Raw genomic sequence first — 26,062 nt, 5'->3', positions numbered from 1 at the left:
ACGGTTCTGTGATTATATTAAAGCATGAACATATGAACAATCATTCATATACAAACCTATGCAGGGAGGAATTGCTATGCTTGCTGAAAAAAGAGAACTGGAGCATGACCACGAGCATGAGGCCTGCGACTGCGGCCACGAGCATCATCACGACCACGAGCACCATCATGACCACGGCCATGGCCATGAACATCATCATGAGGAGATACACCACACAGGCCGGGAATTTGACAATATATCCGCCGGTGTAGAACAGAGAGTCTACATTCTGGAAGGACTTGAATGCGCCAACTGCGCGGCCAAGATGGAGAGACAGATCCGGGAGCTGCCGGGCGTGGAGATGGCCACCATCACCTTTGCCACAAAGCAGCTCCGGGTGGCGGCGAGTCACCAGGAGGAGCTTCTGCCCAAATTCCGGGAGATCTGCGCCTCCATAGAGGAGCAGGTGACAGTCACTCCCAGGGAGGAGATACAGCCATCCGGGAAGGCGCAGAAGAAGAGTATTTTCCAGGAAAACAGAAAGGAAATCTTTATCATTGCGGTGGGAGCAGCCCTTTTTGCCGCAGGGGAGATTGCAGAGCATATGGGGGCGGCGCCTCTGTGGCCCTCCGTGGGCTATGTCATCGCCTACGTGCTGCTGGGCTGGGAGATCGTCTGGACTGCTCTCAGGAATCTGGGGAAGGGCCATGTGTTTGACGAGAACTTCCTCATGAGCGTAGCTACCCTGGCCGCCTTTGCCATCGGAGACTTTGCGGAGGCAGTAGGCGTTATGCTGTTCTACAGAGTGGGAGAGCTCTTTGAGGACGTGGCTGTGGCGAGGAGCCGCTCCCAGATTATGGAGGCCGTGGATATGCGGCCCGAGGTGGTGGGACGCCTGGAAGGCGGGGAAGTGCATGAGATCCCGGCAAAGGACGCGGCGGTGGGAGACATTCTCCTTGTGCGCCCGGGAGACCGCATCCCTCTGGACGGCATTGTGACCGAGGGGGAGAGCCGGATCGACACCTCCCCGGTGACGGGAGAGCCGGTCCCTGTGACCGTGCGCAGAGGCTCCAGGCTCATGTCCGGCTGTGTCAACGAGCAGGGGGTGCTGCAGATGGAGGTGGAGAAGCCCCTCTCCGAGTCCATGGTGACCAAGATACTGGACTCCGTGGAAAACGCCGCCGCCAGCAAGCCCAGGCTGGACCGGTTTATCACGAAATTCGCCAGGATCTACACTCCCATTGTGGTGCTGGTGGCTGTGGCCACAGCTATCATACCGTCCCTCATAACCGGGAACTGGCGGGAGTGGATCTACACGGCCATCACCTTCCTTGTCATCAGCTGCCCCTGTGCCCTTGTGCTGAGTGTGCCACTGGCCTTTTTCTCCGGCATCGGCGCGGGCTCCAGGGAGGGCATCCTCTTTAAGGGCGGCATTGCCATCGAAGCGCTGAAAAATATAAAGGCCGTTGTGATGGATAAGACCGGCACCATCACCAAGGGGGAATTCCAGGTGCAGAGCGTGATTCCCTTTGGAAGAGAGAGCATGGACGCACTCCTTGAGATGGCAGCCCAGTGCGAGCTGGGATCCACACATCCCATCGGGACCAGCATTGTGGAGGCTGCCAGGGAGAAGGGCATGACCCTGGCGCGGCTGGAAAAGGTGGAGGAGATCTCCGGAAAGGGGATCCACGCCGTCACACAGAGGGGAGAAGTCCTCTGCGGGAACAGGGCTCTCATGGACATGTTCCACGTCAAGATGGACCGGTACGAGAGCGGCCAGTATGGCACGGAGGTGCTCCTTGCTCTTGACGGGAAGCTGGCGGGCTGTATCGTTATCGCGGACTCTCTGAAAAAGGAGGCAAAGGAAGCCATTGCCATTATGAAAAAGCAGGGCCTTGTGACCGCCATGTTCACAGGGGACGGACAGGAGAGCGCCCGGGCGGTGGCAGGTGAGGCGGGCATCGACAGGGTATTTGCCCAGCTCCTTCCACAGGATAAGCTGACCCATCTGCAGGAGATGCGCAGGGAGAACGGGGCGGTCATGTTTGTGGGAGACGGCATCAACGACGCCCCTGTGCTGGCCGGAGCGGACGTGGGAGCCGCCATGGGAAGCGGCGCCGACGCGGCCATAGAGGCGGCGGATGTGGTCTTTATGACCTCCCAGGTGACCGCGGTTCCTGAGTCCATTGCCATCGCCAGGAGAACCGGGCGGATCGCCATGCAGAACGTGGTCTTTGCACTGGCCGTGAAGGCGCTTGTCATGATCCTTGGCTTCGCGGGCATGGCAAACATGTGGATGGCTGTGTTCGCGGACACGGGAGTGGCCATGCTCTGCGTGCTGAACTCCATCCGGGCCCTGTACGGGAAAACCGTGTTACAAAAGTATTAAGTTTCCCTGATTTTCCGGGAAAAGGTTGAAATGCCGGGCTTGTTTTGGCATAATTAACAGATGAACTGATATTCATATGAACAAGTCCGGCAGAACGCTGACTTCAGAAAGGGTGACTGACGATGAAAAAGACAGAGGCAGAATGCTGCGACGTGGTGGCGGCTCATACAGATATCATCCGGGAAGTGCGCGGCAGGATGCCCGGGGAGGAGACGATCCGGGAGCTCGCGGATTTCTACAAGGTGTTCGGAGACGCCACCCGCATCCGTATCCTCTGCGCCCTTCTGCAGGCTGAAGTGTGCGTCTGCGATCTGGCGGAGCTGCTGGGTATGAGCCAGTCGGCCATCTCCCATCAGCTTCGGATCCTGAAGCAGATGAAGCTGGTGAAGAACAGAAGAGAGGGAAAGACTGTCTTCTATTCGCTGGCCGACGGCCATATCCAGACCATTATCAGCCAGGGCATGGAGCATATCAGCGAATAAAGTCTAAGGAAAACAAGAGGGGCAGAAGCGATGGCGAAGGAAATCAAGATACAGGCAGGTACACTGGCGGCGGGCGCGGCTTTGTTTATTGCCGCTGTCATTTGGTCGGGGCGGGCGATGCTGGAAAACGAGGTGCGCTTTGCCCTGTTTCTTGCTGTGTATCTTGTCGTCGCGTTTCACTCCTTTTACAGTATCAGCAGCAGCCTTGCCCGGAAAAAGCTGGAGAAAGAACATCTGCTCATGGTGATCGCCACAGTGGGAGCCCTGGCAGTGGGACACTACGCGGAGGCTGTGGCCGCCATGCTTCTGTTTCAGATCGGCTGTATCCTTGAGGCCGTGTCTGTGGACAGGACAAAGAGAACCATTGAGAAATTCATCGATATACGCCCTGCCTATGCCACAAGGAAAGAGGAGGACGGCGAGGCGCAGGTGGAGCCCTCCCAGCTGGAGCTGGGGGATGTGATCATCATCAAGCCAGGCGAGCGGGTGCCGGTGGACGCTGTAATCCTAAACGGAAATACCAGCCTTGACACAAAGGCCCTGACCGGCGAGGCCATGCCCGACAGTGTGGGCCCCGGCAGCCGGATCTACAGCGGCAGCATCAATATGACCGGCGTGGTGGAGGCCCAGGTGAAGAAGCTCTACAAGGATTCCACCGTGTCCCGGATCATGGAGCTGGTGGAGGGAGCCCAGCAGCAGAAGGCGGACAGCGAAGGCTTTGTGAGAAAATTTACCCGGATCTACACGCCTGTGGCGGTGCTGGCGGCTCTCCTTATCATGGTCTGTCCGCCTCTTTTTATCACAGGGAGCGGCTGGGAGACCTGGATCTACCGGGGGATGATCGTGCTCATCGCCGCCTGCCCAACGGGACTGATCCTGTCCGTGCCCATCGCCTTCCTGGGGGGGATCGCCTCGGCGGCCCGCCAGGGCATCGTGGTAAAGGGCGGCAACTATCTGGAGATGCTGGCGAAGGTAGATACATTTGTTTTTGATAAAACGGGTACACTGACAGAGGGAACCTTTACTGTGACCCGGGTGCGCCCGGAGGGGCTCACGAAGGAGGAGCTGCTGGAGATCACGGCTCACGTGGAGAGCTATTCCAACCACCCCATCGCCCAGTCCCTCATGAGCGCCTACGGCGGCACGTACGATCCGGAGAGGGTGACGGATGTGGAGGAGATGCCCGGCTATGGGATCAGCGCCAGCTACAACGGCAGCAGGGTACATATCGGAAATCTCCGGATGATGGAGGAGCAGGGCCTTGCGGTGGAGCAGGTGAAGACCATCGGGACGGTCATCTACGTGGCCCGGGAGGACCAGTATGCCGGATATATTGTCATCGAGGACCGGATCCGGGACAATGCCAGATGGACCATGAAGATGCTGCGGGAGAGGTACAATGCGGTTCTTGTCATGCTCACAGGAGACAGCCGTGCCGCCGGAAATGCGGTGGCAAAGGAGCTGCAGCTGGACTACACCTACACGGAGCTGATGCCGGAGGATAAGCTGGAGCAGATGGAGGAATTCATGCAGTACCAGTACGAGGCAGAGAGAGTGGCCTGTGTGGGAGACGGAATCAATGACGCCCCTGTGCTTGCCAGAGCGGATGTGGGTATCGCCATGGGCGCCCTTGGGTCGGACGCAGCCATAGAGGCGGCGGACATTGTCCTTCTGGAGGACGAGCTGCCCAAGGTGGTGGACGCGGTTCGGATTGCCAGGGAGACGGTCCGGGTGGTGAGCCAGAATATCAACTTTGCGCTGATTATGAAATTTGTCGTCCTTCTCCTTGCGGCGGCGGGCTATATCACCATGTGGGAGTCTGTGTTTACGGATGTGGGGGTTATGATCATCTCCATCATCAATGCGGCGGGAGTTGTGAAATATTCAGTATAACATGCGGGAGAGTATAGACGAAGGGAGCTTGAATATGAAAAGACAGGCAGGAAAATATGCGGCGGTTCTTCTGGCCGCCCTGATGCTGACGGGCTGTGGCTCCAACCTTCTGGAGGATGGAACTTCCCTCCTGGAGGAAGGAAATTATGAGGAGGCGGCTGCTGCATTTCAGGAGGCTGTGGACGAGGACAGCCAGGATGCGGAGGGCTGGAGAGGCCTTGGCCTTGCAAGGTGGGAGCAGAAGGACTACGAGGGGGCCCTGGAGGCCTTTCAGTCTGTGCTGGACAACGGGGGAGATAAGACCGGGGAGCTCTACAATCTCATGGGGTGCTGCGCCATGCAGCTGGACAATCCCACGGAGGCCTTGAACTATTTCCGGCTGGGCATGGAGGCCGACGATGTCAGCGATGAGATGATGCAGGAGATGCGCTTCAACGAGATCGCGGCCTACGAGCAGTCCGGGGATATGGAGAGCGCCAAATCCAAACTGGAGGACTACACAGCCGACTATCCGGATGACGAAAAAGCGGCAAAAGAGGCAGAATTTCTTGAGACCAGATAAGGAGTCTTGCGCGTATGTATGAGACAGCGGAGAAAAAAGAGCGGGTTATCCTTGTGGGGGTAAGCCTGGCGGACAGCGACGACGCGGAGCAGTCCCTTGATGAGCTGGAGGAGCTGGCCTGTACCGCGGGAGCCCTCTGTGTGGGGCGCATCCTGCAGAAGAGGGAGCAGATGCACCCGGCCACCTACCTTGGAAGAGGAAAGACGGAGGAGCTGAAGGAGCTGATCTGGGAGACTCAGGCCGATGGCATCATCTGTGACGACGAGCTGTCGCCGGCCCAGATCGGCAATCTGAAGGATGAGCTGGATGTGAAGATCATGGACAGGACCCTTCTCATCCTGGACATCTTTGCGGCCAGAGCCTCCACCAGCGAGGGAAAGATCCAGGTGGAGCTGGCTCAGCTCAGGTACAGACAGTCCAGACTCACCGGCCTTGGCACCTCTCTGTCCAGGCTGGGAGGGGGCATCGGTACGAGAGGGCCCGGGGAGAAGAAGCTGGAGATGGACCGACGCCTCATCAAGGGGCGGATCTCCCAGCTCACAAAGGAGCTGAAGGAGGTAAAGCGGCACCGGCAGCTCACAAGGGAATCCCGCGCCAGGAGCCGGATCCCGGTGATCGCCATTGTGGGCTACACCAACGCAGGGAAGTCCACCCTCTTAAATTATCTCACCGGCGCTGGCATCCTGGCGGAGGACAAGCTCTTTGCCACTCTGGATCCGACCACCAGAAATCTGAAGCTGCCGGGGGGCCAGGAGGTGCTCCTGACAGACACGGTGGGCTTTATCCGCAAGCTGCCCCACCACCTCATCGAGGCCTTTAAAAGCACCCTGGAGGAGACGAAGTACGCGGACCTTCTCCTCCACGTGGTGGACGCGTCCAATCCCCAGATGGACCAGCAGATGCATGTGGTCTATGAGACATTGAGAGAGCTGGAGGCGTCGGATAAGCCGGTGATCACGGCCTTCAACAAAAGGGACAGGTTTGAGGGGGAGTACGCGCCCAGAGATTTTCAGGCGGAGAGGACAGCCTTCATCTCGGCAAAAACGGGAGAGGGCGTGGATGCGCTCCTCTCCTGTGTGGAAGATGTGCTGCGGGAGCAGAAGGTGGAGATCGAGCAGATTTACCCCTACAGCGATGCGGGGAAAATACAGCTCATCCGAAAATACGGGGAGCTGGAAAAGGAAGAGTACACCCAGGATGGAATCTATGTCAGGGCCTATGTGCCTGTGGATGTCTACGGGAAGCTCACCCATGATCCGTCAGGAGGAAAATAATATGGCATTGAAATTTATTTTTGGGGGTTCCGGTTCCGGGAAGTCCCATTATCTATATGAGAGGATCATAAAGGAGGCCGGGGAAAATCCCGGCCTTTCCTATCTGGTCCTTGTGCCGGAGCAGTTTACCATGCAGACTCAGAAGGATCTTGTGATGATGAGCCCCGCGAAGGGGATCATGAACATCGATGTCCTCAGCTTTGTGCGCCTGGCTCACCGGATCTTTGAGGAGACGGGGAAGGGGGGATTCCCCGTGCTGGACGACGAGGGAAAGAACTTGGTGCTGAGAAAGATCGGCGGAGATCTGGAAGGGGAGCTGACGGTGCTGAAGGGCAATATGCGCAGGCTGGGTTATGTCAGCGAAGTGAAGTCCGTCCTCTCTGAGTTCATGCAGTACGACGTGGGGGAGGAGCAGCTCGCTCAGGTTATAGCAGGGGAGAAGGAGGACTCCTACCTGTCTTTTAAACTGCGGGACTTGAAGCTTCTCTACAGAAGCTTCCAGGATTACTTGAAGGAAAAATACACCACAAAGGAGGAGCTCCTGGACGTGCTGGCAAAGGTGGCGGGGGAGTCTGCCCTTCTTGGGAAGAGCACAGTGGTGCTGGACGGCTACACCGGGTTTACGCCGGTCCAGAACCGTCTGCTGGGGGAGCTCATGACGATCTGCCGGGATGTGGTGGTGACAGTGACCATCGACGGGAGGGAAAATCCCTACGCCTGCGATCACCCCTATCAGCTCTTTGCCATGAGCAAGAAGACCGTCACCTCTCTGGTGGAGATTGCCCGGGAACGCCGCGTGCCGGTGGAGGAACTGAAATTTTTGCGGCCCCAGGTGCCCCCCAGATTTCAGGAGAGCCCCGCCCTGGCCTTTGTGGAGCGGCATCTTTTCCGGTACGGGAACAGCTCCTTCGAGGGGGAACAGAAGGGGGTAGAGATCCACGTGGCGTCCAGCCCGGATAAGGAGGCGGAGGCGGCCGCCAGAAAGGTGCGGTCCCTTGTGAGAAAGGAGGGATACCGGTACCGGGAGATCGGCGTCATCGCCAGCGACATGGAGGTGTACGGAAATTATCTCAGAAAGGCATTTGCCCGCTATGAGATACCGGTCTTCATGGACCAGAAGAGGAGCATTCTTCTCAACTCCTTTGTGGAGTACATCCGCAGCCTTCTTGCCATGTCCAGGGAGAGCTTTACCTGCGACAGTGTGTTCCGGTTTCTGCGGACTGGCTACACCTCCTTTTCCAGAGGTGAGCTGGACGATCTGGAGAACTACTGCCTGGCTCTGGGCATCCGGGGATGGAAGAAATGGCAGCAGCGCTGGATCCGCCGGACGGAGGGCATGGACACTGAGAAACTGGACCGGCTCAACCACATGAGGGTTCTTTTTGTGGAGAAAATGGAGCCTCTCCTTTTCGTGCTCCGCCAGAGACGGAAGACGGTCCGGGACATCACAGAGGCCCTCTACGATTTCCTGGCAGGGGAACAGATGCAGCTTGCCCTGAAAAGGCAGGAGGAGGCATTTCAGGAGAGGGGCGAGAACGCCCTGGCCCGGGAGTACGCCCAGATCTACGGCATTGTCATTGGCCTTTTTGACAAATTTGTGGAGCTTCTGGGGGAGGAGCAGGTCTCCCTCCAGGAGTACTGCGATCTGCTGGACGCAGGCCTTGCGGAGGCAAAGGTGGGGGTTATCCCGCCTGGTATCGACCAGGTGGTGGCCGGAGATATGGAGCGAACCCGCCTGAAGGGGGTGAAGGCCCTGATCTTCGTGGGGGCCAACGATACCTTTCTGCCGGGCTCCCTGGTGAGGACAGGCCTTCTCTCCGAGCGGGATGTGAAGGCCTTTGAGAAGGAGCGGATCGCCCTGACGCCGGGAAGCCGGGAGCAGGCCTATGTGCAGAAGTACTATCTCTATCTGAACCTGACCAAGCCCTCCCGGAAGCTCTGCGTCTTCTACAGCAGGGTGTCCGCTGACGGGAAGACCATCCGGCCCTCCTACCTGGTGCAGGAGCTGGAGAAGCTTTTCCCGGAGCTGGCAGTCATCGACGAGGATGCCATTCTCTTGAAAGACCGGGAGCTCTCTCCGAGGACCGGGCTGTCTGAGCTCATTGAGGGCCTGCGGATGAAGAGTGAGAAGGCGGGGGGTGCCTGGATGGAGCTCTACACCTGGTATAAGAGGAACCGGGAGTGGGGAGACCGGATCGGCGCCATTCTGGAGGCGGGATTTTACCGGAGACCCCAGGACGCCATCACCCGGGCCGCGGCAGAACGGCTGTATGGGAACCGGCCTTTGGAGAGTATCTCCCGGATGGAGAAGTTCTCCGCCTGCGCCTTTGCCCATTTTCTCGATTACGGGCTGCGGCTGAAGGAGAGAGAGACCTTTGAGTTCCAGGCTGTGGACATGGGAAATGTGTTCCACGGCGCTATCGAGCGGTACTCCCGGAAGGCCTCTGCCAGCCAGGGAGGGTGGACCGGCCTGGACCGGGAGGCTCAGAAGCGGCTCTGCCAGGAGAGCGTGGAGGAGGCGGTGACAGACTACGGTAACTCCGTCCTTTACAGCTCCTCGAGGAACGCCTGGCTCATCACCCGCATCGAGCACATGATGGAGCGGACGGTGTGGGCACTGACAGAGCAGCTGAAGGCCGGGGATTTTCAGCCGGAGGCCTATGAGCTGAAGTTCGGGGCAGGCAAGATCGACCGGGTGGACACCTGTGTGGGGGATGACCGGGTCTATGTCAAGATCCTGGACTACAAGACCGGGCAGACTGCCTTTGACCTTTCCCTTGTCTACGGGGGACTGCAGATGCAGCTTCTGGTCTACATGGAGGAGGCGCTGAAGATTACCGGAAAGAGGTATCCGGGCCGGGAGCCTGTCCCTGCCGGGGTGTTCTACTACCACATCGAGGATCCCTTCACAGATCCTGGGGGAGAGGAGAGTCAGATCGAGGAGAGGCTTCTAAAGAAGCTTCGGCCAGACGGCCTGGTGAGCCTGGAGGGGGATTCCCTCCGGCATCTGGAGCACAGGACACAGGGGGAGTCTCTGGCCATTCCGGTTTCCTTTAACAAGGACGGGGCCCTCTCCGCCAGGTCGAAGGCGCTTTCAGGGGAGCGCTTCCGCATGCTGGGAGCGTTTGCCAGGGCAAAGGCGGGGGAGCTCCACAACCGCATCGCCTCCGGGGAGGCGAAAGCGGAGCCCTACAGGTACGGGGGGCGGACCGGCTGTGATTACTGCGGATACCGGCATATCTGCGGCTTTGACAGCTCCCTGCCAGGCTACGGCTACCGGGACATCAGCAGCATGGGGCAGGAGGAGGCGCTGCTGCGCATCCAGGCCTACAGCGCCGGGCCTGATACAGAGGAAGGAAGACAGGAGGGACAGTCATGAGCGTAAAGTGGACAAAAGAACAGCAGAGTGTCGTTGACTTAAGAGACCGCAGCATTCTTGTGTCCGCGGCGGCGGGCTCCGGCAAGACGGCCGTGCTGGTGGAGCGCATCATCACCATGCTCACCAGGCAGGAGGATCCGCTCTCCGTGGATGAGCTCCTCATCGTCACCTTTACGGAGGCGGCTGCCGCGGAGATGAAGGAGAGGATCCGCCGGGCCATCGAAAAGAAAGCCCAGGAGGATCCCTTTAACGAGCACCTGCGGCAGCAGGCCACTCTCATCCACAGCGCCTCCATCACCACTATCCACAGCTTCTGCCTCTCTGTGATCCGGGAGAATTTTCATGTCATTGAGCTGGACCCTTCCTTCCGCATCGGCGAGGAGGGGGAGCTGAAGCTGCTGGAAAGAGATGTGCTGCAGGAGCTTCTGGAGGAAAAGTACGGGGAGGGACAGGAACGCTTTCTGGCTTTTGCGGAGAGCTATGCGTCGGGAAAGAGCGACCGAAGGCTGGAGGAGATCATCCTGAAGCTGTACGAATTTTCCAGAAGCTGTCCTGACCCGGAGGGGTGGCTTGCGGACTGCGTCCGGGCCTGTCAGGTACAGACAGGCGAGGAGCTGGAGAAGACGCCCTTCTTTGCTTTCGTCCGGGAGGAGGTGGACCACGCCATGGAGACGGCGGTCCGCCTGAAGGATCAGGCGCTGGCCCTCTGCCTGGAGCCGGATGGCCCCTACATGTATGAGGAGATGCTGGAGAGCGACATGAAAAACGTGGAGCGGTTCCGGCAGGCCGCCACCTACGCCCGGTACCGCCAGGCGTCTGAGCAGATTGCCTGGAAAAAGCTGGCCCCTAACAGGGACAAGGCTGTGTCTAAGGACAAGGCGGACCGGGTGAAAAAGCTTCGGAAAGAGCTGAAAGATGAGTTTGACTTCCTGGCCAGGCAGTATTTTTCACAGACAGAGGAGGAGCTCCTCGCAGGCTTGGCAGTCTGCGCTCCTATGATGGCGGAGCTTAAGGATCTGACAGAGGCCTTTGCCGCCCGCTTTGAGGAGAAGAAGAGAAGCCGCGGCATGATCGACTACTCGGATATGGAGCAGTACGCCCTGCGCATCCTCACGGAGAAGACGGAAGAAGGGCTTCGGCCCTCCCCCTGCGCCCGGGTGTACCAGGAGCAGTTCCGGGAGGTGATGATCGACGAGTACCAGGACAGCAACCTGATCCAGGAGGCCATCCTGACAAGTGTGTCCCGCACCTGGCAGGGGAGGAACAACATTTTCATGGTGGGGGATGTGAAGCAGAGCATCTACCGGTTCCGCCTCTCCAGGCCGGAGCTCTTTATGGAAAAATTTGACACCTACCGGATCTATGAGGGGGAGGACACGGACAGTCGGACTCAGAGGATCGATCTGTTTAAGAATTTTCGCAGTCGTCCGGAGGTCCTGGAAAGCGTCAACGCCCTTTTCCGTCGGATCATGATACCGGAGCTGGGAGGCATCACCTACGACGACAGGGCCGCCCTCTGGCCCGGCGCCTCCTACCCGGAGAGCCGGGGCAATGACACGGAGCTGCTTCTCGTTGACGGCAGCCTGGACGAGGAGCTGGAGGAGGCGGCGGGAGAGAAGCTCTCCGCCAGAAAGCTGGAGGCCAGGGCCGTGGCAGACTGCATCCGCAGGATTTTAAAGGAGCAGCTGGTGACGGACAAGGAGACAGGGGAGCTTCGGCCGACGCGCTATGGGGATATTGTCATCCTGACAAGGAGCATCAAAGGGTGGAGCGACGTGTTCATGGAGGTGCTTCTGGAGGAGGGAATCCCCGCCTGCGCGGGGACGAAGGAAGGGTATTTTGAGACGAGGGAGATCGGCGTGCTGCTGGATTACTTCCGGGTACTGCAGAATGAAAAGCAGGATATCCCCCTGACAGCCGTCCTCTCCTCCTGGTTTGGACAGCTCACCGACGAGGAGCTGGCCAGGATCCGCATCGCCTGTCCCGACCGCCGTTTCTGTGAAGCGGTGCAGCAGTACAGAAGCCAGGGGGAGGATCCGGCACTTCGGGAGAAGCTGGCTGCCTGCCTGGACAAGATGGATTATTTTCGGGAGAAAGCCTCCTACACAGCCATTCATGAGCTTCTCTGGGAGATTCTGGATGACACCGGATACGGAGACTATGTGGCGGCCCTTCCCGGCGGTGAGCAGAGGAGGGCCAATGTGGATATGCTGGCTCAGAAGGCCATGGCCTTCGAGAGTACCAGCTACCAGGGGCTTTTTAATTTTATCCGCTATATCGAGCAGCTGCAGAAGTACAACGTGGACTACGGAGAGGCTTCTGTCAGCGATGAGAACGCGGACACGGTGCGCATCATGAGTATTCACAAGAGCAAGGGACTGGAGTTCCCTGTGGTGATCGCGGCCGGAATGGGAAAAGGCTTCAACACCCAGGACACAAAGGGGAACATCCTCATCCACGCCTCCCTGGGAGTAGGCATGGATGTGGTGGATCTTAAGTATCGCACAAAGGCGCCCTCCTTCTACAAGCAGGTGATACAGAGGAGGGAAAAGCTGGAGAACTTAGGGGAGGAGCTGCGTGTCCTCTACGTGGCCCTGACCCGGGCCAAGGAGAAGCTGATCCTGGTGGGAACTATGAAGGATCCGGCGGGGAGGCTGGAGGAGCTGCGGGCTTTAACGAGCGCAGAGGAGGAGCTGGAAGCCCTACGCCCCCTCTCTTTCGGGGAGCTGTCCCGGGCCTCCAGCTATCTGGACTGGATTCTGCCGGCTGTGGCCGCGGCAGACGGAAAGGCTCACATGCAGGTGGAGATCCTGAATCTGGAGGGGCTTGTCAGAAGGCAGGTGCAGGAGGAGGCAGAGGGCATCTTTACAAAGAAGGCCCTGGAGGACTGGGATACAGAGAAAGTGTACGACGGGGAGATGAAGGAGAGCTTGGAGGAGCAGTTTTCCTACAGATACCCTCATCCGGACCTGGAGGGGCGGAAGCTGAAATTCACGGTCTCTGAGCTGAAAAAGAGGGAGTATCTGAGAGAGCTGTCCCTGGAAGAGCCAGGAGACGCAGGAGAGATGCCCTTTGAGGAGCCGGAGGTGGTGCCTCTGATCCCCAGGTTCCGGGCCGGGGAGGAGGAGCTCACCGGCGCCTCCCGGGGAAGCGCCTACCACCGGGTGATGGAGCTTCTGGACTTTACAGAAGAGTACACCCAGGAGAGCCTGTCCCAGGCGGTCCGGTCTATGGAGGAGAGCGGCCGCATCGCTCCGGAGATGGCCCGGTGCGTCCGTCCCGGGGATATTCTGGAGTTTACCCGCTGTGAGAGTGGAGGACGAATGCGGGAGGCGGCCAGGAGAGGACAGCTCTTCAGGGAGCAGCCCTTTGTCATTGGAGTGGACATGGCGGAGGTGTACCCCGACAGCGCCGGCAAGGAAGAGGACAAAATCCTTGTGCAGGGGATCATCGACGCCTGGTTTCAGGAGGAGGACGGGATTGTGGTGCTGGACTACAAGACAGACCAGGTGAAGACCGCGGACCAGCTTGTGGAGAAGTACCACGCCCAGCTTGACTACTACGCAAAAGCCCTGGAACAGCTTCTGGGCAGACCGGTCAGGGAGAAGATCATCTACTCCTTCACTTTACAGGAAGAAATTATTCTGCCGGGATAGTGACCGGCAAAAAAGAGTGAAAGAACAGCCCCGCTCTGGCAGTAGGACATCTGGTCCCTGTCAGGGCGGGGCTGTGTTTTACATTTGGGAAATAAAGCTCTCTATACTGTCTGCTCTGGCGGCAGCCTTCAGCCATTTCTTTAAGAGCTCCAGATCGGTTGTCTGGGAAATCTGTGTTTCTACGTCTTCCGGCACAGGACCCAGATCCCGCAGAAGATCCAGTATATCTTCGGATTTTCCCTCGGCTTTACTGATCCTGCGGGTCTCCTGGACATCGTACGCCTCAAAATGTTCAAACAGCACTGAAAAATCCCTCCTCTCGATGCGGTCGGTGAACTCGGCCACCTCTTCTTTTGGAACATTCAGCTTTAGGAGCAGGACGGATATGACTGTTCTCATCAGCTTCAGCACAGACTCCGGTGAATTCCGGCCCAGATTTTCAAAATATTCATCAGGGATATTCCTGAGAAATTTGAAGTCCGAGGAGCTGCGCAGCTTGTCGATCAGCAGGAGCAGGGAGAGCTCGTTGTTTTTGCCGATCAGATCTTCGGCGGAGTAGCAGGAGAGAGGGACCACGATATATTTGAATGAGGGGATATACTCTCCCAGGATCTCATTGAGATATACCTTGTCTCTGAAATCCGCCGCAGCAGTCCAGCTTCCCGGCCCGTCATAGAAGATCACCGGAAGGACAGGCGGATAGCGGAAATCCTTTCTGGCCGTGATGCGGGGCTGCCTCTTTTCAGCTTCCGCGGCATAATCGGTCAGTATGTGGGTGATATACCGCAAAATGCGGAAGGGCATATCGTAGTCCACGGATGACTGATGCTCGATCATGGCGATCAGGAACAGGGCGTCAGGCCCGGCTGTCCCGCTCAGATGGATCTTCTTCACGCAGTCTGAGTCTCTGTTTTCCTGCCACATGGACAAAAAGCGCTCGGAGATATCTTCAATGTCCTCCGGCTGAACATCCTTTAAAATGTCTACGTTCAGATAGTCCCTGATGAACTGAGCGCAGAGGACGGGATTGTCAAAGATCAGCTTGGCGCCGCTGTCCCTTGGCCTTGTGTTCCGTATGGTATGTGTTTGTGTGCGTTTGTCTTCGCTGTCTGTCATGCAGTTCTCCTTTCGTGAAGGCGAGAATACATAAAAGACAGGATCTATGCTTATTGTAACAGGCAAATATGTAAAATACAATCGCTCTCATGTATTCTCTTTGTTGTTTTGCTGTGTGATCCCAAAGGGTATTTTCCGGCCGAAGGGCCAAGAAATAAGGATGAGAGCCTCTGAAAAAAGAGCTCTCCGGGCAGATAGAAATATTGTGAAAAAATCTGCCGCGATTTTTGTAGCTACAGTTTACATGATTTTGACATAAATTGCAAGAGTGAATTGTCATGCAGCGATGGAGAAAAAGGTCTCTGGCATTATTATATTTTTGTATAATATTTATTGACAAATAATACTATACAACATATAATATAGCCATGAAAATAATATTGAGATTTTGACAATATCAGTGCCGGTGTTGGAGCGGCACTGTAAGGCAGGGAGAAAAGGAGTGATTGTATGGTATTTAACACCGGAGCTGCCCTCCTTGACGCGATCGTCCTGGCGGTTGTCTCAAGAGAAAAAGAGGGGACGTACGGTTATAAGATCACCCAGGATGTAAGGAAGGCCATCGAGGTGTCGGAGTCCACCCTGTACCCCGTGCTGAGGAGACTGCAGAAGGACGACTGCCTGGAAGTTTACGACAGGCAGTATGACGGGAGGAACCGACGATATTACAAGATTACGCCGAGAGGTGAAGCGCAGCTGAATTTGTATCGATCCGAGTGGAAGAGCTATTCGGAAAAGATCAGCGAAATATTTGAGGGAGGTGCTATCTTATGAACCGTATACAGTTTATGCTTGAGCTGGCGGCGCTCCTGCAGGATATATCCGTGGAGGAGCGCACAGAGGCAATGAAATATTACAATGACTATTTTGACGAGGCGGGAGAGGAGAACGAGGCGGAGATCATCCGGGAGCTGGGAAGCCCCGCCAAGGTAGCGGCCGAGATCAAGGCGGGCCTGGGAGGAAAGGCCGGGGAGGAAGGAGAGTTCCGGGAGACCGGATACACAGATCCCCGATTTGAGCGCAGGGAGTCCCCCGCAAGACCGGGCGGCCCGGGCCCGGACAGTCAGAGAGGCGGCACGGGGTACGGGACTGAAAATGGCGGCCCATCGGCGGGGTATAGCTCAAACGCCGGCAGTTATGGCCAGCCCCGCGGGAGCCGGACCTGGAAGATCATCCTGATCGTGCTGATTCTTCTTGTCTGCTCACCCGTCGTGGTTCCGGTAGGGTTCGCCCTCCTCTGTGTTGTGGCGGGGCTTGCCATCGCTGCGTTTGCCGTCTTTTTTGCCTTTGCTCTTGCGGCTGTCGTGGTGGCTGTCGTAGGGGTCGTCCTCTTCTTTGCGGGGATGATGGCCCTGGTGCCGGACCTGCCAACAGGGCTGGCTCTGATTGGAAGCGGCATGATTTTGGCGGTGATCGGAGCGATTCTGACCGTGGCGGCCGTAAGGCTCTGCATCATCGTGCTGCCGGGACTGTTCCGGTTTTTTGTAGAACTCTGCAGACGTCCGTTTCACAGGAGAAAGGCGGTGGGTTAAATGAAGAGGGGATGGAGAAATTTCTGGATCACCTGCGGCGTGGTAGCCGGTATCGGGTGCGTATGCCTGGTCAGCGGGAAAGTGATGGGAGCTACCCTGACTGTCATGGATAACTATATTCCGGACTGGATCGGCCCGGGAAGAGGGGAAGTGGATGTGTCCTACGATTACGGCGACACTCCCCTGGAGGCGGACACGGATGAGACTTACTATGATGTCCGCTCCCTGAAGCTGGACACAGAGGGACTCCATGTCCAGATCCTGAAGGGCACCGGCGACGGCATCACCGTACAGACGGAGGACGTCTACTCTGCCCTGAAATTTCAGGTGGCAGAGGAGGACGGAGAGCTGACGGTGGAGACCACGGCCCGCCGCTTCCCCTGGCGGATGAACAAGGGAAATTACGGCAATGTGTGGATCTATGTTCCGGAGGAGCTGCAGCTTGAGACAGCGGATCTTCAGCTGGGCATAGGTGAGCTCTATGTGGAAAATATAGACGCCGGAGAGCTGAAGCTGGAGGTGGGCGCCGGCTCCGCCGCCCTGGACTGGTTCACAGCGGATGAGCTGGACATAGAGGTGGGCGTGGGCACTGTTGAAGTGTCCGGCGATACCAGACAGAAGGCGGATCTGGAGTGTGGCGTTGGCAGCCTTGTCTACACGGCGGCGGGAAAAGAGACAGATTTCAACTACAGGCTGGAGTGCGGTGTTGGAGAGTTGAATATTGGAGAGAGCAGCTACTCCGGACTTGGCGTAGAGAGGACAATCGACAACAGGGCCCAGAGGACAATGGATATTTCCTGCGATGTGGGAAGCACAGAAATTTATTTTGAAGAATCGTAGAAAGGAAGGATTGATTATGGATACAAAGAGACTTTACCGATCCAGAAGAGAGCGCATGATCTGCGGTGTGTGCGGAGGCGTGGCCGAGTATTTCGGTATCGACCCGACCCTTATAAGGCTGGCCTTTGTCCTGTTTGTTTTTGCGGGAGGAAGCGGGTTCCTGGCCTATCTGATCGCGGCCATCATCATACCGGATGATCCCCGTCAGTAAAAGAACTGTATAAAACAGCCCATCCTGTCAATACTTCCAGATAGCAATCTATTTGGAAAGGGGCAGGCATATGGGAAAGAAAAAAGAAAAGCCGGTGGATCTGAACACACTTACAGAGGAGGAAAAGCTGAAGTACGAGATCGCGGAGGAGCTGGGGCTGCTTGACAAAGTCATGGAAACAGGGTGGAAGTCTCTGTCGTCCAAGGAGACGGGCCGCATCGGCGGCCTGATCACCAAGAAAAGACGGCAGAAAACCCAAAAGTGACAAAACTGTTAAAAATATTACGAAGTGTGAAGATTTAGTGTCAAAGGTTGAAAAGGACAGGTCATTTTGTTATAATCGACAGCCAGAGGGAATTGCGGGTGATTATCAATGAACGGAAAGATCCATGTGCTGAATATTGACATAGATGACTGTACCGCCAAGGAGGCCATGAAGCAGACTGTGGCATATATGGGGACTGAAGCGATCAATGTGATCGAGATGGTCACGGTGGATACCTTGATGTATGCCTCCGGCGATCCTTCCCTGCGTGAAAATATAGAGAAGATCGATCTCGTGATCCCAGGTGAGAAGGAGATCCTGGAGGGTGTGGATGTGCGCGAGAAGAGACAGCTCCAGGAGATCGAGCAGAGGACTTATCTGAAAATGTTCCTTCGCTTTCTTCACAAGAACCATTCCAGAGTCTTTCTCCTGGTGGAGACAGAGGAGGAGGCGGAGGGCTTTTACCGCTTTCTCGAGGAGGACTACAGCGGGATCCAGATCGCCGGTATGGCGAAGGTGTCGCCCGCAGATGAGGCCGACGACCTGGTGGTCAATGCGGTCAACGGGGCTGAGATCGACTGTGTTATCGCTTCTCTGTCTTCTCCGGGCCAGGAGGAGTTCATTGCCCGGAACAGGCTGCTGCTGAACGCGCGGGTCTGGCTTGGAGTGGGGAAGAGCGAAAACCCTATCTACAGAAGACGGGGCAGGCTGGAGCGGATCGTCCAGTTTATCAACCACAGGCTTTTCCGCCACGAGGTGGAAAAAAACAGGAAAAAAGAGCTGGAGACAGCCTCGGAGCACTGACATTTTCAAGGCAATTTGTATAGCCCCTTGGGGTGGAAAATTAAAGAAAATAGAGGAAGAAAATTGAGGAAATTAACAAAAATGTGTGATTTCCTCTTTCTTTTTTTGTGAATTTATATTAGTATAGAAAAGAGTAATATGCAAAAAGCGGTAAATGTGCGCAAATACATTGTGGAAAATGCATATTGAAATGAGTGGAGGAGATGGAATATGATATCTAATCAAATACTACAAAATACCATCGATGGCTTAAAAGCGATCACGCGGATCGATCTGTGTGTCATGGATACAGACGGGAAATCTCTAGCAAGCACATTTGCCGAACAGGAGAATTATGAGGCATCTGTACTTTCTTTTGTGGAGTCGCCGGCGGACAGCCAGGTGATCCAGGGCTATCAGTTTTTTAAGATTTTTGACGAGCACCAGCTTGAGTACATCCTTCTCGCCAACGGCGGGAGCGACGATGTCTACATGGTCGGGAAGGTCGCGGCGTTTCAGATCCAGACTCTTCTGACTGCCTACAAGGAGCGCTTCGACAAAGACAATTTTATAAAAAATCTCCTTCTCGACAATCTGCTGCTGGTAGATATTTATAACCGTGCAAAAAAATTACATATTGACACAGAGGTCAGACGTGTTATCTTTATAGTGGAGACTGCCCGGGAGAAGGACAGCAGCATGCTGGATCATGTGCGCAGCCTTCTCGGCAACAAGACAAAGGATTTTGTCACCGCAGTCGACGAGAAAGATATTATAATCGTAAAGGAGCTGGCGCCTTCAGACGGTCACGCGGAACTGGAGAAGACGGCTGAGACTATACTGGAACTCCTGAAAGGGGAGGATGATGACGATATCCGCATTGCTTACGGAACTGTGATCAATGACATCAAGGAAGTGTCGAAGTCCTACAAGGAGGCAAAGCTTGCCCTGGATGTGGGGAAGATCTTTTTTGATGACCGGAAGGTCATTGCCTACAGTACACTGGGGATCGGGCGTCTGATCTATCAGCTTCCCATTCCGCTCTGCAAGATGTTTATCCGTGAGATTTTTGAGGGGAAATCGCCGGATGAGTTCGATGAGGAGACACTGACGACGATCAACAAGTTCTTTGAGAACAGTCTGAACGTGTCCGAGACATCGCGGCAGCTCTATATCCATCGCAACACGCTTGTCTACAGGCTGGATAAGCTGCAGAAGAGCACGGGGCTTGACCTCCGTGTGTTTGAGGATGCCATCACGTTCAAGATCGCGCTGATGGTAGTGAAGTACATGAAATACATGGAATCACTGGAGTATTGATAATTAGGAGGAAAATATGATTGAACTGAACGAAGTAACGAAGGAATACTCGAAGGGAGTCGCGGCGCTAAACGGTGTGACTCTGAAGATCGAGCAGGGTGAGTTTGTCTTCATCGTCGGAGACAGCGGATCGGGTAAATCCACGCTGATCCGTCTGATCATGAAGGAACTGGAACCGACTTCCGGTACGATCGTCGTGAATGGACAGAATCTGGAGAGGCTGAAACACAGACAGATCCCTATGTATCGCAGGGGTCTGGGTGTCGTGTTCCAGGATTTCCGTCTTCTGAAGGACAGAAATATATATGAGAATATTGCCTTTGCCCAGCGTGTCGTGGAGACATCGCCCAGGATCATCAAGAAGAAAGTGCCTGCGGCTCTTTCGCTGGTTGGTCTTGCCCAGAAATATAAGTCTTATCCAAAGGAGCTGTCCGGAGGTGAGCAGCAGAGGGTTGCCATCGCGCGGGCTATCGTAAATGAGCCTGCCATCCTTCTGGCCGATGAGCCGACAGGTAACCTGGATCCGACTAACTCCTGGGAGATCATGAAGCTCCTGGAGGAGGCCAATGAGAGGGGGACGACTGTCCTGGTCGTGACACACAACCAGGAGATCGTGAACGAGATGAGAAAACGAGTAGTGACAATGAAAAAGGGAGTCATTGTCAGCGACGAGCAAAAAGGTGGGTATAATAATGAAGATTAGTACAGTCGGATATTCGACAAAACAGGGGTTTAAGAACATTGCCCGTAACAAGCTGTTTTCCATTGCGTCCATTGCGACGATGGCGGCGTGTATTTTTGTGTTCGGTCTGTTCTTTGCAATTGTCATGAACTTTAACTATATTGTGCAGAAGGCCGAGGAGGGAGTTGCCATCACCGTCTTCTTTGACGAGGGGCTGGATCAGTCCCGGATCGATGAGATCGGCGATGAGCTGAGATCCTGCGACGGCGTGCTGGATGTGGAGTATGTATCGGCGGACGACGCGTGGGAGTCTTTCCAGAGTGAGTATTTCGGAGAGGACTCCAGTCTGGCGGAGGGCTTTAAGGATGACAACCCTCTTGCCAACTCAGACAACTACGCAGTCTATATGGAGGACGTGTCCAAGCAGGAGAGCGTGGTAAGCTTCGCAGAGAGCTTGGATGGCGTCAGAAGGGTCAACAAGTCGGACGTTGTGGCGGATACGCTCAGCAGCGTCAACAGACTGATCACCTACGTGTCCATCGCGATCATCGCCATCCTGCTGGCTGTGTCCATCTTCCTGATCAGCAACACGGTCACCATGGGTATCACAGTCCGGCGCGAGGAGATCGCCATCATGAAATATATAGGAGCCAAGGATGGGTTTGTCCGGGCGCCCTTCGTCATAGAGGGTGTGGTCATCGGACTGATCGGAGCGATCATACCGCTCGCCCTGTTATATTTTATGTATGGGAAGGCGGTTTCATACATCCTTCAGAGATTTAATCTTTTAAATAATATTCTGGATTTCCTTCCGGTGACAGCAGTCTATAAGGTTCTGCTTCCGGTAGGTCTTGCCCTCGGTGTGGGCATCGGATTTGTGGGAAGCTTCTTCACGATCCGCAAACATCTGAAAGTGTAGCAAACAGGCGCGGAGACGCCTGTCTGTGATAGATTACGGAACCAGAAAACAGACACAGGGGAAACAAAGGGGTACAAAGTAAGGGAGAAAAAAGCTATGGTTAGGAAAAGGTTAGTCAGTGTTTTATTGGCGGGAGCGCTTGTGGCAGGAATGGGGCTGCAGGTGAATGTGACAGTGAAGGCGGATGATCTGCAGGACGCAAAGAACAAGGCCAGCGAGCAGCAAAGCCAGATCGACGCTGCACAGGCGGAGAAGAAGGAGCTGGTGGCTCAGCTTGACGGCATTGTGGCGGATATGGAGCAGACCCAGGCCGACATTGAGGCAAAGCAGGAGGAGATCGCCAAAAAGGCAGATGAACTTGACGCCGCTAAAATTGATGAGAATAATCAGTATGAAAGCATGAAGCTCCGCATACAGTATATGTATGAGAACGGGAACGGACAGTTCCTGGAGACACTGCTGGAGTCCAAGAGTATTGCCGAGTTCCTCAGCAATGCGGAGTACATTACGCAGATCTCTGAGTACGACAGAAACATGCTGGTGGAGTTCCAAAATGTTGTGGATAAGGTGGAAAAGCAGCAGGAGGAGCTGGAGCAGGAGAACGCAGAGCTGGAGGAGATGCAGAACAGTCTCCAGAGTCAGCAGACAGAGCTTCAGTCTCTCGTGGACAGCAAGAGCAGCGAGATTGCCAGTCTTCAGTCCGAGCTGAGCGCTACAAACGCCAAGATCTCCGAGCTGCAGGCGGCTGCGGAAGAGCAGGCGAGACTGCAGAGGGAAGCTCAGAATTCAAATAATAATAATAACAATAGTAATGATAACGATTATACACCAGGGCCATCCTATACGCCTTCCGGCGGAACAGGGAGACTGCAGAACCCCTGCCCGGCGGCCTACATCAGCAGTGAGTTCGGCGGACGTCAGTCTCCGGGAGGCATCGGAAGTACAAACCACAAGGGACGCGACTATGCTGCGGCATCCGGCACACCGATCTATGCTGCGGCATCCGGTACAGTTACAACCGTATCCTACAGTGGCGCCAGGGGAAATTATGTGATTATCAACCATGGAGATATTTCCACCCTCTATCAGCATTGCAGCGCTATTTTTGTGAGTGTAGGACAGTCGGTAGGGGCAGGTGCTAATATTGCGGCAGTCGGTTCTACGGGTAATTCCACCGGACCTCATCTCCACTTTGAAGTGTGGGTGGGCGGTACACCGGTAGACCCAAGATTATATCTGTAGAAGACGAATAGATGGAGAACAGGACTTCATATATGAAAAATCATAGTTTTTTAAAGGGGGCGCTTGCTGGCGCCCTCGTTGTGTTATTGGCAGGGGGAGTTGTCTCCTGCGGGATTTTGAAAAGTGAAGAGGGACGGAAGATGGATCTTCTGAACAGCCTCATCGACCAGTACTATATCGGCGATGTGGATGAGGCGGAGCTGTCTGAGGGAGTCTACAAGGGCTATATCGAGGGGTTGGGAGATCCCTACTCAGTCTACTACGACGAGGAGGAGACAGAGCAGATGAACGAGAGTTTGTCCGGCGAGTTCGGGGGCGTGGGCGCCCTCATGAGCCAGGACAGGGACTCTGGCGTCATCACGGTGCTCCAGGTGTATGACGGCTCCCCGGCACAGGAGGCCGGCATGCGGGACGGCGATACCCTCTACAAGGTGGAGGGGGAAGAGGTGATCGGGGAGGACCTGTCCGATGTGGTGAGCAAGGTGAAGGGAGAGAAGGGCACCCAGGTGACCCTCACAGTCCTCCGGGCGGACACAGGCGAGGAGGAAGAGCTGACCATCACAAGGGATACCATCCAGGCCCAGACGGTCTCCCACGAGATGAAGGAGGACAATGTGGGCTACATCCGCATCGCGGAGTTTGACGCCGTGACCTATGACCAGTACAAGGAGGCGCTGGAGGATCTGGAGAGCCAGGGCATGGAGAAGCTGATCGTGGATCTCAGGAGCAATCCTGGCGGCAACCTGGATACTGTCTGCGATATCCTGGATCTGATGCTGCCGGAGGGACTGATCGTCTACACCGAGGATAAGAATGGGGAGCGGGAGGAGTACACATCTGACGAGGAACATCAGTTTGACAAACCACTAGTGGTCATGATGAACGGCTACAGCGCCAGCGCCTCGGAGATATTTGCAGGCGCTATCCAGGACTACGGCCTGGGGCAGATCGTGGGGACCCAGTCCTACGGGAAGGGCGTTGTGCAGAGCATCTTTGACCTGCAGGACGGCACAAGCGTGAAGCTGACCATTGCAGAGTACTTCACCCCCAACGGCCGCAGCATCGACGGTGAGGGCATTACCCCGGACGTGGAAGTGGAATACCAGTATGATGAAAATGATCCGGAGGCTGACAATCAGCTTGACAGGGCCATGGAGGTCCTGGCGCAGCAGTGAGCGGCAGTCCCTGCGAAAGAGGTGGAACGGGAAATTTCCCGTTCCATTTCTTATAGTGGTATGATAAAATGTTGCCAGGATAGATGTAAAAGAGATTTAGAAAGGAATACAGGCTATGACGATCTTGATTAAAAACGGACATGTGCTCGATCCTGGGACAGGGCTGGATGATATATGTGACGTGCTGATCGACGGGGACCGGATCACAGAGGTGGGAAAAAACATTGAGACAGAGAGCGACCGGGTCATCGACGCCGGCGGATGCTGGGTGATGCCGGGCTTTACCGATCTCCACGTGCACTTCCGGGATCCCGGACTGGAGTACAAGGAGACACTGGCAACAGGCGGCCGCGCGGCTGTCCGGGGAGGCGTCACAACAGTGTGCGCCATGCCCAACACAAAGCCGGTCATTGACAACGGCGTGAAGGTGCGGGAGGTCATGGAGAGGGCCAAGAGAGAGTCCCTCACCAACGTGATCCAGCTGGGGGCCGTGACGAGAGGACAGAAGGGCGAGGAGCTGGCTGACATTAACGGTATGGCGGAGAACGGCTGCCATGCCATCAGCGAGGACGGGAAATCCGTCATGAACGCTTCTCTCTACAGAAAGGGCATGAAGGCGGCCAAAAAGGAAGGCATCGCCGTGTTCGCCCACTGCGAGGACATTACCATGGTGGAGGGCGGTGTCATGAACGCAGATGAGAAGGCCAGGGAGCTGGGGCTTCCGGGCATCACCAACGCGGTGGAGGATGTGATCGTGGCCAGGGATATCCTGCTGGCCAAGGAGACCGGTGTGCAGCTCCACCTGTGCCACTGCTCCACAGCGGACAGCGTGAAGATGCTGGCGCTGGCAAAGGAGGAGGGGCTTCCCGTGACCGGGGAAGTGTGCCCCCACCATTTCATCCTCTCCACAGACGACATCAGGGAGGACGACGGCAACTTTAAGATGAACCCGCCCCTTCGTAGCAGGGAGGATGTGGAGGCCTTAAGAGAGGCCCTGAAAAATGACGTGGTGGACGTCATTGCCACAGACCATGCGCCCCACGCAGAGGCGGAGAAGAACCGCTCCATGAAGCTGGCGGCCTTCGGCATCGTGGGCCTGGAGACCTCCGCGGCCCTGACTTACACAGAGCTGGTGGAAAAAGGCGTTCTCACCCCCATGCAGATGGCGGAGAAGATGAGCTATAATCCGGCACGGATTCTGGGGCTTTCGGACAAGGGCTCTGTGAGCGCAGGCAAGATCGCGGATGTGGTGATCTTTGACCCGCAGAAGGAGTATGTCATTGACAAGAACACATTTTTATCTAAAGGGAAAAACACGCCCTTCCACGGCAGGAAGGTGAGAGGCGAAGTGCGCTGCACCATCGTGGGCGGACGGATCGTATACGAAGGAGGAAAGACAATTGATTAATCAGTTAGTAAGCAATATCAAAAAGACAGGGGCTCCCATTGTGGTGGGACTGGATCCCATGCTCAGCTATATCCCGGAGCAGGTGCAGAAGAAGGCTTTTGCCGAGTTCGGAGAGACGCTGGAGGGAGCCGCAGAGGCTATCTGGCAGTTCAACAAAGAGATCGTGGACAAGACATACGACCTGATCCCGGCTGTGAAGCCCCAGATTGCCATGTACGAGCAGTTCGGCATCCCGGGACTTACAGCCTTCAAGAAGACGGTGGACTACTGCAAGGAAAAGGGGCTGGTTGTGATCGGCGATATCAAGAGAGGGGACATCGGGTCCACCTCCGCCGCCTACGCTACAGGGCACATCGGGAAGGTGCAGGTGGGCGGCAACACCTTTGCTCCCTTTGACGAGGATTTTGTGACGGTCAATCCCTATCTTGGCTCTGACGGCGTGAAGCCCTTTATCGATGTGTGCAAGAAAGAGCAGAAGGGCCTCTTCATTCTTGTAAAGACATCCAACCCCTCCAGCGGGGAGTTCCAGGATCAGCTCATCGACGGGCGTCCGCTCTACGAGCTGGTGGGCGAGAAGGTTAATGAGTGGGGCCAGGAGTGCATGGGCTGCTCCTACAGCTATGTGGGCGCAGTTGTGGGCGCTACCTATCCGGAGATGGGCAAGGTGCTGCGCAAGATCATGCCCAAGGCCTACATCCTTGTGCCAGGCTACGGCGCCCAGGGCGGCCAGGGAAAAGACCTGGTGCACTTCTTCAACGAGGACGGGCTTGGAGCCATCGTCAACTCCTCCAGAGGCATCATTGCCGCCTACAAGCAGGAAAAATACGCTTCCTTTGGAGCGGAGGCCTTCGGCGACGCCTCCAGGGCAGCGGTGGAGGACATGATCGCTGACATCAGAGGCGCACTGGAGAACCGGTAAGCAGAGTCGGCGCAGGTATCCGCCGGAAGGGCGGAT

Annotated in this window: 21 protein-coding genes; 20 read left to right on the top strand and 1 reads right to left on the bottom strand. The window is 56.0% G+C overall.

Annotated features, from left to right (window positions below; all coding sequences use genetic code 11):
- Positions 1-76: 76 nt before the first annotated feature.
- From FGQ86_RS09790 to addA, 7 genes are all read left to right on the top strand, one after another.
- On the top strand, positions 77-2,368 hold the full coding sequence (locus FGQ86_RS09790) for a heavy metal translocating P-type ATPase (RefSeq protein ID WP_138303737.1): 2,292 nt from the start codon (positions 77-79) through the stop codon (positions 2,366-2,368).
- Positions 2,369-2,490: 122 nt separating this feature from the next.
- Positions 2,491-2,850: a metalloregulator ArsR/SmtB family transcription factor gene (locus FGQ86_RS09785; RefSeq protein WP_033126837.1), complete on the top strand. Its 360-nt coding sequence runs from the start codon at positions 2,491-2,493 to the stop codon at positions 2,848-2,850.
- Positions 2,851-2,880: 30 nt separating this feature from the next.
- Positions 2,881-4,743, top strand: coding sequence for a heavy metal translocating P-type ATPase (locus tag FGQ86_RS09780; protein ID WP_138303734.1), 1,863 nt, complete (start codon positions 2,881-2,883; stop codon positions 4,741-4,743).
- Between the two features lie 34 nt (positions 4,744-4,777).
- Positions 4,778-5,305 carry a tetratricopeptide repeat protein gene (locus FGQ86_RS09775; RefSeq protein WP_138303732.1) on the top strand — a complete coding sequence of 176 codons (528 nt, stop codon included), beginning with the start codon at positions 4,778-4,780 and terminating at the stop codon, positions 5,303-5,305.
- 14 nt (positions 5,306-5,319) lie between these two features.
- The gene (hflX, locus tag FGQ86_RS09770; protein ID WP_138303730.1) at positions 5,320-6,579 is read left to right on the top strand and encodes a GTPase HflX; all 1,260 of its coding nucleotides are present in this window, start codon (positions 5,320-5,322) and stop codon (positions 6,577-6,579) included.
- Position 6,580: 1 nt separating this feature from the next.
- Positions 6,581-9,958 (top strand): PD-(D/E)XK nuclease family protein, encoded by a 3,378-nt coding sequence (locus FGQ86_RS09765; protein WP_138303728.1) that lies wholly within the window; start codon positions 6,581-6,583, stop codon positions 9,956-9,958.
- On the top strand, positions 9,955-13,614 hold the full coding sequence (gene addA, locus FGQ86_RS09760; RefSeq protein WP_138303726.1) for a helicase-exonuclease AddAB subunit AddA: 3,660 nt from the start codon (positions 9,955-9,957) through the stop codon (positions 13,612-13,614). Before FGQ86_RS09765 ends, addA begins: the two co-directional genes overlap by 4 nt.
- 78 nt (positions 13,615-13,692) lie before the next feature.
- On the opposite strand, the gene FGQ86_RS09755 is transcribed toward addA, so the two are convergent.
- Positions 13,693-14,730 (bottom strand): Rpn family recombination-promoting nuclease/putative transposase, encoded by a 1,038-nt coding sequence (locus FGQ86_RS09755; protein ID WP_138303724.1) that lies wholly within the window; start codon positions 14,728-14,730, stop codon positions 13,693-13,695.
- Between the two features lie 450 nt (positions 14,731-15,180).
- On the opposite strand from FGQ86_RS09755, the gene FGQ86_RS09750 reads away from it, so the two are divergent.
- The 13 genes from FGQ86_RS09750 (at position 15,181) to pyrF (ending at position 26,026) form a co-directional block, all read left to right on the top strand.
- Positions 15,181-15,504 (top strand): PadR family transcriptional regulator, encoded by a 324-nt coding sequence (locus tag FGQ86_RS09750; protein WP_033126842.1) that lies wholly within the window; start codon positions 15,181-15,183, stop codon positions 15,502-15,504.
- Complete coding sequence (locus FGQ86_RS09745; protein ID WP_033126843.1) at positions 15,501-16,262, top strand: DUF1700 domain-containing protein; 762 nt, start codon at positions 15,501-15,503, stop codon at positions 16,260-16,262. The genes FGQ86_RS09750 and FGQ86_RS09745 overlap by 4 nt, the downstream gene beginning before the upstream one ends.
- Positions 16,263-17,102, top strand: a complete 840-nt coding sequence (locus FGQ86_RS09740) for a DUF4097 family beta strand repeat-containing protein (protein WP_033126844.1) — start codon at positions 16,263-16,265, stop codon at positions 17,100-17,102. It begins immediately after the preceding gene.
- 16 nt (positions 17,103-17,118) lie between these two features.
- Entirely contained in the window at positions 17,119-17,313 is a 195-nt protein-coding gene (locus FGQ86_RS09735) for a PspC domain-containing protein (protein ID WP_033126845.1), read from the top strand.
- A gap of 70 nt (positions 17,314-17,383) precedes the next feature.
- Positions 17,384-17,578, top strand: a complete 195-nt coding sequence (locus FGQ86_RS09730; RefSeq protein ID WP_033126846.1) for a small, acid-soluble spore protein, alpha/beta type — start codon at positions 17,384-17,386, stop codon at positions 17,576-17,578.
- A gap of 108 nt (positions 17,579-17,686) precedes the next feature.
- On the top strand, positions 17,687-18,382 hold the full coding sequence (locus tag FGQ86_RS09725; RefSeq protein ID WP_033126847.1) for a WecB/TagA/CpsF family glycosyltransferase: 696 nt from the start codon (positions 17,687-17,689) through the stop codon (positions 18,380-18,382).
- 210 nt (positions 18,383-18,592) lie between these two features.
- Positions 18,593-19,681 carry a helix-turn-helix domain-containing protein gene (locus tag FGQ86_RS09720; RefSeq protein WP_033126848.1) on the top strand — a complete coding sequence of 363 codons (1,089 nt, stop codon included), beginning with the start codon at positions 18,593-18,595 and terminating at the stop codon, positions 19,679-19,681.
- A gap of 16 nt (positions 19,682-19,697) precedes the next feature.
- Positions 19,698-20,384, top strand: a complete 687-nt coding sequence (gene ftsE / locus FGQ86_RS09715) for a cell division ATP-binding protein FtsE (RefSeq protein WP_033126849.1) — start codon at positions 19,698-19,700, stop codon at positions 20,382-20,384.
- Complete coding sequence (ftsX, locus tag FGQ86_RS09710) at positions 20,374-21,282, top strand: permease-like cell division protein FtsX (RefSeq protein ID WP_033126850.1); 909 nt, start codon at positions 20,374-20,376, stop codon at positions 21,280-21,282. Before ftsE ends, ftsX begins: the two co-directional genes overlap by 11 nt.
- A 96-nt stretch (positions 21,283-21,378) precedes the next feature.
- The gene (locus tag FGQ86_RS09705; RefSeq protein WP_033126851.1) at positions 21,379-22,524 is read left to right on the top strand and encodes a M23 family metallopeptidase; all 1,146 of its coding nucleotides are present in this window, start codon (positions 21,379-21,381) and stop codon (positions 22,522-22,524) included.
- A 32-nt stretch (positions 22,525-22,556) separates the two neighbouring features.
- On the top strand, positions 22,557-23,699 hold the full coding sequence (locus tag FGQ86_RS09700) for a S41 family peptidase (protein WP_081958104.1): 1,143 nt from the start codon (positions 22,557-22,559) through the stop codon (positions 23,697-23,699).
- 115 nt (positions 23,700-23,814) lie between these two features.
- Entirely contained in the window at positions 23,815-25,107 is a 1,293-nt protein-coding gene (locus FGQ86_RS09695) for a dihydroorotase (protein ID WP_138303723.1), read from the top strand.
- Positions 25,100-26,026 carry an orotidine-5'-phosphate decarboxylase gene (pyrF, locus tag FGQ86_RS09690; RefSeq protein ID WP_033126854.1) on the top strand — a complete coding sequence of 309 codons (927 nt, stop codon included), beginning with the start codon at positions 25,100-25,102 and terminating at the stop codon, positions 26,024-26,026. The genes FGQ86_RS09695 and pyrF overlap by 8 nt, the downstream gene beginning before the upstream one ends.
- Positions 26,027-26,062 lie beyond the last annotated feature (36 nt).

The organism is Clostridium sp. BSD2780061688st1 H5, assembly GCF_005845155.1.
Taxonomy (GTDB): domain Bacteria; phylum Bacillota; class Clostridia; order Lachnospirales; family Lachnospiraceae; genus Claveliimonas; species Claveliimonas intestinigallinarum.
This window is presented reverse-complemented; position numbering and strand designations above follow the sequence as displayed.

Excerpts from the sequence above, each read along its gene's own strand:
- FGQ86_RS09695 (WP_138303723.1), top strand. The coding sequence starts at position 23,815 with ATGACGATCTTGATTAAAAACGGACATGTGCTCGATCCTGGGACAGGG.
- FGQ86_RS09735 (WP_033126845.1), top strand. The coding sequence starts at position 17,119 with ATGGATACAAAGAGACTTTACCGATCCAGAAGAGAGCGCATGATCTGC.
- FGQ86_RS09700 (WP_081958104.1), top strand. The coding sequence starts at position 22,557 with ATGAAAAATCATAGTTTTTTAAAGGGGGCGCTTGCTGGCGCCCTCGTT.
- FGQ86_RS09705 (WP_033126851.1), top strand. The coding sequence starts at position 21,379 with ATGGTTAGGAAAAGGTTAGTCAGTGTTTTATTGGCGGGAGCGCTTGTG.
- FGQ86_RS09730 (WP_033126846.1), top strand. The coding sequence starts at position 17,384 with ATGGGAAAGAAAAAAGAAAAGCCGGTGGATCTGAACACACTTACAGAG.
- FGQ86_RS09790 (WP_138303737.1), top strand. The coding sequence starts at position 77 with ATGCTTGCTGAAAAAAGAGAACTGGAGCATGACCACGAGCATGAGGCC.
- FGQ86_RS09725 (WP_033126847.1), top strand. The coding sequence starts at position 17,687 with ATGAACGGAAAGATCCATGTGCTGAATATTGACATAGATGACTGTACC.
- FGQ86_RS09745 (WP_033126843.1), top strand. The coding sequence starts at position 15,501 with ATGAACCGTATACAGTTTATGCTTGAGCTGGCGGCGCTCCTGCAGGAT.
- FGQ86_RS09755 (WP_138303724.1), bottom strand. The coding sequence starts at position 14,730 with ATGACAGACAGCGAAGACAAACGCACACAAACACATACCATACGGAAC.
- addA (WP_138303726.1), top strand. The coding sequence starts at position 9,955 with ATGAGCGTAAAGTGGACAAAAGAACAGCAGAGTGTCGTTGACTTAAGA.
- FGQ86_RS09775 (WP_138303732.1), top strand. The coding sequence starts at position 4,778 with ATGAAAAGACAGGCAGGAAAATATGCGGCGGTTCTTCTGGCCGCCCTG.
- ftsE (WP_033126849.1), top strand. The coding sequence starts at position 19,698 with ATGATTGAACTGAACGAAGTAACGAAGGAATACTCGAAGGGAGTCGCG.
- hflX (WP_138303730.1), top strand. The coding sequence starts at position 5,320 with ATGTATGAGACAGCGGAGAAAAAAGAGCGGGTTATCCTTGTGGGGGTA.
- ftsX (WP_033126850.1), top strand. The coding sequence starts at position 20,374 with ATGAAGATTAGTACAGTCGGATATTCGACAAAACAGGGGTTTAAGAAC.
- FGQ86_RS09765 (WP_138303728.1), top strand. The coding sequence starts at position 6,581 with ATGGCATTGAAATTTATTTTTGGGGGTTCCGGTTCCGGGAAGTCCCAT.
- FGQ86_RS09720 (WP_033126848.1), top strand. The coding sequence starts at position 18,593 with ATGATATCTAATCAAATACTACAAAATACCATCGATGGCTTAAAAGCG.
- FGQ86_RS09785 (WP_033126837.1), top strand. The coding sequence starts at position 2,491 with ATGAAAAAGACAGAGGCAGAATGCTGCGACGTGGTGGCGGCTCATACA.
- FGQ86_RS09750 (WP_033126842.1), top strand. The coding sequence starts at position 15,181 with ATGGTATTTAACACCGGAGCTGCCCTCCTTGACGCGATCGTCCTGGCG.
- FGQ86_RS09740 (WP_033126844.1), top strand. The coding sequence starts at position 16,263 with ATGAAGAGGGGATGGAGAAATTTCTGGATCACCTGCGGCGTGGTAGCC.
- FGQ86_RS09780 (WP_138303734.1), top strand. The coding sequence starts at position 2,881 with ATGGCGAAGGAAATCAAGATACAGGCAGGTACACTGGCGGCGGGCGCG.